Annotated in this window: 8 protein-coding genes and 1 pseudogene; 3 read left to right on the top strand and 6 right to left on the bottom strand. The window is 32.8% G+C overall.

The genetic code is table 11. The features are described from left to right. Positions 1 to 202: 202 nt before the first annotated feature. Both AC15TD_RS13965 and AC15TD_RS13960 read right to left on the bottom strand, forming a co-directional pair. Positions 203 to 913 carry a DUF6090 family protein gene (locus tag AC15TD_RS13965; RefSeq protein WP_484452757.1) on the bottom strand — a complete coding sequence of 237 codons (711 nt, stop codon included), beginning with the start codon at positions 911 to 913 and terminating at the stop codon, positions 203 to 205. Between the two features lie 202 nt (positions 914 to 1,115). After that, complete coding sequence (locus AC15TD_RS13960) at positions 1,116 to 2,330, bottom strand: alpha/beta hydrolase-fold protein (protein ID WP_484452756.1); 1,215 nt, start codon at positions 2,328 to 2,330, stop codon at positions 1,116 to 1,118. A 473-nt stretch (positions 2,331 to 2,803) separates the two neighbouring features. On the opposite strand from AC15TD_RS13960, the gene AC15TD_RS13955 reads away from it, so the two are divergent. From AC15TD_RS13955 to AC15TD_RS13945, 3 genes are all read left to right on the top strand, one after another. Further along, complete coding sequence (locus tag AC15TD_RS13955; RefSeq protein WP_484452755.1) at positions 2,804 to 4,030, top strand: hypothetical protein; 1,227 nt, start codon at positions 2,804 to 2,806, stop codon at positions 4,028 to 4,030. 224 nt (positions 4,031 to 4,254) lie between these two features. Continuing rightward, on the top strand, positions 4,255 to 5,280 hold the full coding sequence (locus tag AC15TD_RS13950; protein ID WP_484452754.1) for a sensor histidine kinase: 1,026 nt from the start codon (positions 4,255 to 4,257) through the stop codon (positions 5,278 to 5,280). Next, a complete protein-coding gene (locus AC15TD_RS13945; protein ID WP_484452753.1) occupies positions 5,261 to 6,031 on the top strand; it encodes a LytR/AlgR family response regulator transcription factor in 771 nt (256 codons plus the stop codon). Before AC15TD_RS13950 ends, AC15TD_RS13945 begins: the two co-directional genes overlap by 20 nt. 267 nt (positions 6,032 to 6,298) lie before the next feature. Here the strand turns inward: AC15TD_RS13945 and AC15TD_RS13940 are convergent. The 4 genes and pseudogenes from AC15TD_RS13940 to AC15TD_RS13925 form a co-directional block, all read right to left on the bottom strand. Further along, positions 6,299 to 7,108 (bottom strand): annotated as a pseudogene (locus AC15TD_RS13940) (IS3 family transposase); the annotation flags it as partial. 41 nt (positions 7,109 to 7,149) lie between these two features. Next, positions 7,150 to 7,521: a transposase gene (locus tag AC15TD_RS13935; RefSeq protein WP_484452752.1), complete on the bottom strand. Its 372-nt coding sequence runs from the start codon at positions 7,519 to 7,521 to the stop codon at positions 7,150 to 7,152. 181 nt (positions 7,522 to 7,702) lie between these two features. Further along, complete coding sequence (locus AC15TD_RS13930) at positions 7,703 to 8,221, bottom strand: hypothetical protein (RefSeq protein ID WP_484452751.1); 519 nt, start codon at positions 8,219 to 8,221, stop codon at positions 7,703 to 7,705. A 38-nt stretch (positions 8,222 to 8,259) separates the two neighbouring features. Next, on the bottom strand, positions 8,260 to 8,606 hold a 347-nt coding region (locus AC15TD_RS13925), incomplete at its 5' end, for a tyrosine-type recombinase/integrase (protein ID WP_484452750.1).

Here is an 8,606-nt window from a genome sequence, read left to right as displayed (position 1 = left end):
GAAAATAGTTGTTATATATTTCATCTTTAGAATCATTTCTTCGATTTGGTTCAGGATTGCTTACAACGGAAATGTGTATGATTTCGTTGCGTGTATAAGCACTAAAGTTAGCAAATAAATCAAAGATAGAAAGTCCGCGAGGACTTTCGTAAGTAGGCTTTAACTAGCAATGAATTATACACGGTGTTAGCCTTTCGTTATTTTATTTTGTAATATCACTACTATTCGATAGCTCTATAATTTTATTTAATAAATCACTTGCTTTATTATACCTTTTCTCCAATTCTATTAAAGAATATAAACTGTTCTCTAGGTCATTTTCAAAACGTATTTCTTGTAATAAGTCTATATTTTCAATGTCGAACTTTGTGCCCTTTTCATTCTTATTATTATGGTAGTCAATATTAACTAGAGATCCTTTTTCACTTACAAAATAAACTAGTCGATTTGTATTATGAGTTGAGCCAGCATGCCATTCTAGGATATCTTCATAAAGTCTATCCCAATCATATAAAAGAAGTTTAAGGTTTTCATTTTTCAAAGTTGATAATTTACCAGAATTTTTGATGTCATTTAATACATAAGAACTTGGATTCCAAGTAGGATTAGAGACAGCATAATAAATTAAGCTATCAATTATTATGTTATCCACCTCAATATTTTTTATACCGGTATATGATAATAAAGTATTACTCGCAGTAATTGAATTTTTAACACGTGATAAGTCAATCTCAAGTTCTTTCAAATTCTTTTGGAATTCATTATTTAGATTTTCAGTTAATGTTTTTAACGCATTATTTTCCTTTCGATTTTCATTCCATTGATTAATCTGAAGTGCAATTAATATTCCAATGACGACCAAAACAATTTCTCCAATTGCGTACTTGAAATACTTTCCAGAGTTGTTTTCCATTAGTAAGTTTTGTCTTATTTTTCTAAAAAATTTTATCATTTGGTCATTGGTTGTTCATAATGAAGGCTAACGGTTTGCAGCTAAGAAACGTGGGGCTTTTCGGAGTACTTTCCTGTTCGTCTGTGACAAAGAAAGCCACGAAGAACGAACCTTGCGGGAACCACTGTCCGACCCATGTTTTCTTAGGTGTTGTTAGCCTCTATTATTTATTTGATTCAAGCTTTTTGATTCTATCCTTATAGTAGTCTTCGCCACTAATTTCATATGCTATTCTTACATACTTTAAAGCGTTTTCTTTGTCTTTTTCAGATTCAAAATAATCTGCCATAGAATCATATACATTAGGGCTTTTGGGATAATAGTCAATATTCATTTTAAAGAAAGCATATGATTTTTCACTCTGCCCCATCGATAATAATTGATAACCAAGTCGATTTATTACTTGTTCTTCCGGCATAACAGTATACCCAAAATAATTACTTAGTTCTTTATTTCGTTTATTAAAAATGTTGAGTGCTTCGTCTACGGCCGTATCAGCGTTTTTAATTTTCATCAAATCATTTTTATTTTCCGGATACCAACTAAAGAGAAAACATAAAGCATCGTAGGTTGATCTTAAAACAACACTATTATGGTCTTCATTGTCATAATACTTCCAATTAAAATTTAGTTTATTTTGCTTATTTACACTTGTTGTCTTTGCAAAGGTCAAAATATGACGAATATGTTCTGTTGCTCTTGAGTTATCTTTTAAAACTGAAATCGTGTCAAGATTTAAATTTAATCTTGACATCGTATTAGCAACTCCTACAAAAAGTGATTTATGAAAAAATTGATTGTTCTTTAAATAAGTCGAATACTCTTTTAAATAATCATAATCGCCACCCCTCCATAGACTGGGCTCAATTGCTATATAGTTATCAAAACTAGCGGAATTTAAAAATAATGAATTTAATACAAGTAAACCCCCAATAGAATGTCCAAAAAAGGTGCGATAAGGTGTTGTAGGATATTTGCTATCTACATAAGGAAGCAATTCATTTTGAATAAACTGAGTAAATTTCTCCCCGCCACCAGGCAAAGGGGAAGCCGGACTTGGATTGTGGGGTTTTGTTGGTGTTAAATCTCTTAGTCTGTTAGTATTATTATCCACTCCTATAATAATTATTTCGGGTACTTTAACCCTTTCAAGTTGCTGCAGAATTGCTCTAATTTTAAGTAGCTGTGTATCTCCATCTAAAACGATGAGAACCGGATATTTTTTGTTCTTGTCAGATGTTACACTTTCTGGTACATGTACCCAAATCTTTCTGTATTCATCTAATGTTTTTGAATATAAACTATCAACAAGCCCTATTTCAAATAAATACTTTTGGTCCTTTTTTGATTGAGAAAATAGTGAATTATGAATAATCATTATTAGTGAGGTTATAAGTATTATTAGTGGCTTATTAATCATATAATTTATTTTTTTAGTAATTGAGGCTAACGTGTTTGTGTATGACTCGTTGCGTTGGTTTGGTACTAATTTAGCAAAAGAAAACTAACCATAAGAAAATCCGTTATATTTTCCGAATAGGCGAGTAGTAGCAATGAGTTATACACCTTGTTGTGCACTGGCTTTTTCCCTCTCATATTGTTGTTCCGCGTTGGCAATAACATGCGCTTTTGGAATTTTGGATATATGTATTGACTTGAGCAGATTAAAACTTTCTTTTCTACAAAAACTGATATAGGTTAAAATTATTCACGATAGTTTTTTGCCGGTTTAGATAAGTTTTAAGCCGTTTAAGCACTATAACACTTGGCTTAAAGGGTTCAATTCATGAGTTTTACACAAAAATCAAAATATACACCGTGAAACATCATTCATTTTTAAAATCATCAGTCATGAAAAATTTTCATACCAAAACAGTAATTTTATCAATCGCATTTTTATCAATCTTTTCTTCAAACCTTTTCCCCCAAAATACTATAAATGATATTTCAGTACTGGATTCGTTAGAAATAGCTAAATCTGTAAATTATTTCACCATTAATAATGGTTTACTAAAAGGAAATGGTGCTAACATATTAAAAGAGCATATTGCAAGCTCAAAATTCTTTGTGCTTGGAGAAAATCATCATTCAACAGAGATTTCAAAACTAACTAAAAGCCTGGTTCCTATACTTGATAAATCAGGATATAAGGCGGCAGCTTTCGAAGTTGGACCAGTAAGTGGAGAAAAACTAAAAGAACTATCTGAGATTCCTGATGCTACCCAGGCAAGACTAAAAGCTTTTAACGGTAAGTACTTCACTTCCTCTTGGGGGGGGATTTCAGCAATTCCTATGTTCAACGCAGTTCCAGACGCAGCATTTTTGAAAGCATTTGCCGAAACCGATATGGAAATTTGGGGTATTGATCAGGAATTTGTTTTTTCAGTGTTGTTTTTAGGAGACGACCTGGTGCAATCAAAATCGAATGACCCGAACTACGAAGAGATTAAAGCTGCCTGGACCAAAGCTAAAGAAATAGCAAAAGCTGAATTTGAAAAAATGCCAAGAAAGGTGCTGACTAAGATAATTACCCATCCTGATTTTCAGCAATTTGAGAAGATGTTTGATTCGGATGACCAATATGCTCAAGAGGTTTTTAAAAGACTACACGAAACCATGACTATTTATGGAAGCCATCATAAAGTTAGAGTAGATTATATAAGATCAAATTTTATAAGCAATTATCTGGCTTTTGAAAAGGAACATCAGGATGCGCGCTATTTTATAAAAATTGGTAATGATCATGCCGGAACTACTAATTATTCATATGGCTATTATGATGTGGGCGCTTTAACACAGGAAATTGCGAAAACAGAGAATGTTAAAAGTACCAATGTGATCATTCCCAGAGGAACTTATGATGATAAAGATTATCGAGAACGGGTGCCTGCTCTTCTTAACTTCCATAAGAAAGATAGGTGGACGCTCATCGACCTGAAAAAATTACGTAACGATTTGAATTCAAACAAGTTTCAGATCATTACGCACCCCGATTACCGGGAGTTAAATAGAATGATCATGGGTTTTGATTTGCTTCTTATTCCACCCGCAGACAAGAAGCCGATTGATAATAGGTAGTAGATTTAAAAAAGCATTATAAGCTATTACACAAAAATCCAAGCGAGTAGGACTCCCCACCCTTAAATGGGTATGGGTAGTCCCTCTTCGGTAAGCCAGGCTAGCTCAGAGATACCCTTTTAGGATTAGAAAGCGTTTAAAAGGAAAAAGCAGTATATTGTAAGAACAATTTCAGGATATAACTTTCAGCCATGAAAAAAGTAAGTAATATATTTCGTGTAGTTATGCCAATATTTATTGGTGTCACCATGTACACCTTGATTATTCTGATAACTGGCTTACGTGAACGTTCTGGGTTTTCTTTGTCTGGTTTTCTATGGTTCGCCATAATGACGAGCATATTTTGGGAAGGAAGTCGTTTTATTTCAAAAAAGATTGATAGTAAATTTTCTTCTAAAACATCGCTAGCAAAAAAATTAGTCTGGCAATTAATTGCTCTTATTTTTTTTGGGGTAATTACATTCAATGTTTCCTACTTAATTATTCGACTACATGAAATCTACATTCAAGGGAACACGGGAAATGGTTTTGATGTAACTCAATTTGTATCGATATCAGCCATAGGCACTTTTTTGGTATTGGCTATTGGTGGATTACAAATGAGCGTGTTTTACTTTTTTCAATGGCAAAAATCACAAATCGAAGCAGAACGCTTACAAAAAGAACAAACAGAAGCACTCTTTCAAAATTTAAAACATCAAATTAGTCCACATTTTCTATTTAACAATCTGAATACCCTTAATTCTTTAATCCACGAGAGTGCTGAAGTCGCTAGTAAGTTTCTGGCTCTTTTTGCTGAAGTATATCGCTATTCACTACAGCAACGAGATGAGGAGGTAGTTACTTTGGAAAGTGAGCTTGAAATGTTGGAATCCTATCTTTTTCTCTTAAAAAAGCGATTTGAAAATGCCTTTACTGTCGAAATGGATATCGATAAAACTACAAAACGCAGCTACATCCCACCGATGTCTTTGCAATTGCTGGTAGAAAATGCTCTAAAACATAATATTGCTGAACCTTATCAACCACTTACGATAGCTATAAAAACACAAAACAAAACTTTAATTGTAGAAAATAATTTACAAATACGAAAAGAGAAGAAACCTTCTACTCAAATTGGGTTATCCAATTTGACAGAGCGCTATCGCTTACTGGGTCAGCCAATTCCACAAATTGAAAAATCATCTGGGTATTTTAGAGTTACCTTACCCCTTTTAACTATAGGAGAATATGAACTTGTTCATCATTGAAGACGAAGCCGCAGCCACAAGACAATTAAAACGCTTGTGTGAGAAGTACCTGCCGGAATTCGAAATAGCAGGTGCTGTAAAAAGCGTTAGAGAAGCCATAAGTTGGCTTTCAGTTAATCCGATACCTGAAGTCATTTTTATGGATGTTGAACTCACCGACGGGCAAAGTTTTGACATCTTAAAGGAAGTTGATATCAAGTCATTTGTAATTTTTACAACAGCGTATGATCAATTTGCCATCAAGGCTTTTGATTTAAACAGCATCGCGTATCTACTGAAACCCATTAATGAAGATCATTTTAAAAAAGCCATTAAGAAATTACGCGAACAATTGTCAACTTCAGTCGTTCCTACTAACTGGCAAGCGTTATTGAATGCATTACCTCAACCTACAGTAAACGATTATAAAGAGCGGTTTCTAGTAAAACATGGCTCTAAACTTATTAGCCTCTCTGAAAGCCAGATAGCCTATTTTCATCGAGAAGATAATGTGGTGATAGTTTATACCAAAGACGGTAGTAAGTTCAATATTTCCCATTCCCTGGATGAGTTAGAACAATTACTAGACCCTAAATATTTTTTTAGGATTAACCGATCGTTTCTGGCTCGAATTAATGCCATTTCACAAATTCATGATTATTTTAACTCTAAGTTGAAATTAAAGTTGTCTCCATCAGCAGCCACTGATGTGATTGTGAGCAAGGAAAAATCTTCTGTTTTTAAGAAGTGGTTAGATGGAAATATATTTTAATTTGATGGTTAAATGTTTCACCAAAAATTTACGTTTATAAAGTGGTAAATCGCGATGAAAAAAATTGAAGAAGACCATTAACTATGATTTTCGGACTGTTGGAGCCTGTATAATTTTTTGTTCATTTGTTTTCCATTTTTATAATGCACATGCACATGCAAATGAGTATTTTGATTTTTGTCAATCGGCATCTTAATTTTTAAATGCTTAAATAAATAGCTTTTTAAGCTGTCTCGTCCTGAAATATGGCTACAGGTTAAAATTGATTTACGCTGTTAATTTATATACCATATTTGGTGTTTTAAAGTCTAAAGATAAATGTAATCTAATTTCATTGTATAAATTAATTGCATTTTTTGTTGCTCTCTTTGCGTGAGTCATATTTGTAAAGGTTTGGTCGAGATAAAATTCGTCTTTAAGAATCCCGTTAACCCTTTCTGCGAGGGCATTTTTATAACAATGGTTTTCTTCGGTCATACTGATATCTATATTATTTCTTTTGAGCATTTGCGTGTATACATTGCTACAATATTGAATACCTCTGTCTGAATGGTGGATAAGTCCTTTTGTGTTTTTAGCATGATATAAAGCCTTATTAAGGGCTCTCACGCATCCGTTTAGTTCCAGACTATCACTAAGGTCATAACCCACAATTTTCCTTGAATACATGTCTGTTATTAACGCCAGATAACAAAATCCTTTTACTGTTCTGATATAAGTAATATCAGACACCCACACTTGGTTAGGTCTTGTAACTTCAACATCTTTAATGATGTTTTTATACTTATAGAACCTATGCAAAGAGTTGGTTGTTCTAGAGCTATATTTCTTTCTAAGTGTTAGCATTTGATGTTTTCTAAGGACATTAAATAATGTATTTCTACCTACTTTAAGGTTGGCTTTGGTAAACTCATCATCTAAAGATTTAACAAGTTTACGTACGCCTTCTCTAGGCAGGGATTTGCGTCTTTTCTTTATTATCTGAATAATCTGTTGTTCTAGTTTTAAACGCTTATCAGCTCTATTTTTATACTTATAGTAAGCATTACGTTTGTGCCCAAAACAATGGGTTATAGTTGATAAAGAAGCAAATCCCTTAGATTTCTATTTGGCTTTGATTAAGGCTTTATACTTAGCTTTTTTTTTAGTTCAGCAACAGATTTATAACCTAAATCTTCTGCAGCTACTTCAAGGTAAGAATCCAATACCAAAGCATCCAAATCCTTTTTTAAGAGTAGCTTTTTAAGCTGTTCAATCTCTTTTTGAAGTGCTTTAATTCTAGATATTTCGTCTTTCGTTTCCACTTTTACTCTGGTGTTCATTAAGTCTTTACGATTGTACTTTTTAATCCACTCATTAACAGTTGTAGGTGCAATAGAATAGAGTTTGCAAAGTTCACTCTTTGTGTGTTTTCCAGTGCTAAGTTCGGTTAAAATTTTTAATTTGAAAGGTTCGTTGTAACGTCTAATTACTTTGTCATTTTTGTACATAATGTTTAAAATTATGTAGCCTTTAACGTACCTAATTGCTCATAACGATATGTATAAGAATAGTGGCGTTGTTAAACCACTAATTTAATAAATAGATACTTGCCAGTGGAAAATTCCGCAGGAATTTTCCAAGTAGGCGATAACCAAGCCATTAATTTTATATTTTGTTAGGCAACGTACTTTATTTTTCACAAGTTTTAAATTTCCCCTTAAACTCTCTCTTAATAATTTCATCTTTTGCACCTTGTTCTTTTAGTTTTCCAGCAAAATAATTTTGAGTCAAATAAATAGAATAGTAGCCTACTATTTTTTTTGAATTAAAAGGGTTTGAATTCAGTTTTAAATCAACACTATCAACTTTAAAAGTCATTGTGCTTCCGTCAATCACATCGGTTGATTCGTCATATTCAGCCTTTATAATTTCAAGCTTTGAATTCAGTTTAAAAGTTAAATAATGTCCTGTAAAACCATCGTTGGCTTTGTTATCTATGATAATATTTTCACCATCTTTTTTTAAATCAAACATTTTATCAACTAATCTATTTTCCATTTTACAATCATGTCGGAAATATGAATCTTCTTGGTCATATGAAGTGATTTCTAAAACTTCTACTTGTCCTAACTTTTCGTTTTCTGAACAACTAATATTGAGAATAATTAATAAAATCAGCAGAATGTACGTTCGGATTAGTTTTTTCATATGTTGCCTAACTATTGAATAAACGTATTTTATTGCGTTTATTTCGTATTTGTAAAGGTATTTAATTTTCTCATAATTTCGAAAGGACTTTCAATATTTATCAGATTAGTACTACTGACATGGGTGTAAATCTCTGTAGTCTTTGAACTGTTGTGTCCTAAAAGCTTCTGAATGTACCTCAAATTGGTCCCCGCATCCAATAAATGGGTTGCGAAGGAGTGTCTAAGCGTGTGAACCGTAGCGGGTATGTTTATTCCAGCTTTCTTTTTGGAACGATTAAAAACTTGACGTATGCTTGATACACTATAAGGTTCGCCCCCAACACCTTCAAACAACCATTGCTTAGGCTTATATATTTTGTAGTAAGCTCTAAGCTGTTCTAATA

The sequence above is a fragment of the Yeosuana sp. genome, assembly GCF_057126245.1.
Note: the sequence above shows the minus strand (reverse complement) of the source record. Positions and strands in the feature narration are given on the sequence as shown.

Bases quoted from the DNA above. Each gene is read 5' to 3' on its own strand.
- AC15TD_RS13960 (WP_484452756.1), bottom strand. From the start codon at position 2,330: ATGATTATTCATAATTCACTATTTTCTCAATCAAAAAAGGACCAAAAG.
- AC15TD_RS13930 (WP_484452751.1), bottom strand. From the start codon at position 8,221: ATGAAAAAACTAATCCGAACGTACATTCTGCTGATTTTATTAATTATT.
- AC15TD_RS13935 (WP_484452752.1), bottom strand. From the start codon at position 7,521: ATGTACAAAAATGACAAAGTAATTAGACGTTACAACGAACCTTTCAAA.
- AC15TD_RS13945 (WP_484452753.1), top strand. From the start codon at position 5,261: ATGAACTTGTTCATCATTGAAGACGAAGCCGCAGCCACAAGACAATTA.
- AC15TD_RS13955 (WP_484452755.1), top strand. From the start codon at position 2,804: ATGAAAAATTTTCATACCAAAACAGTAATTTTATCAATCGCATTTTTA.
- AC15TD_RS13965 (WP_484452757.1), bottom strand. From the start codon at position 913: ATGGAAAACAACTCTGGAAAGTATTTCAAGTACGCAATTGGAGAAATT.
- AC15TD_RS13950 (WP_484452754.1), top strand. From the start codon at position 4,255: ATGCCAATATTTATTGGTGTCACCATGTACACCTTGATTATTCTGATA.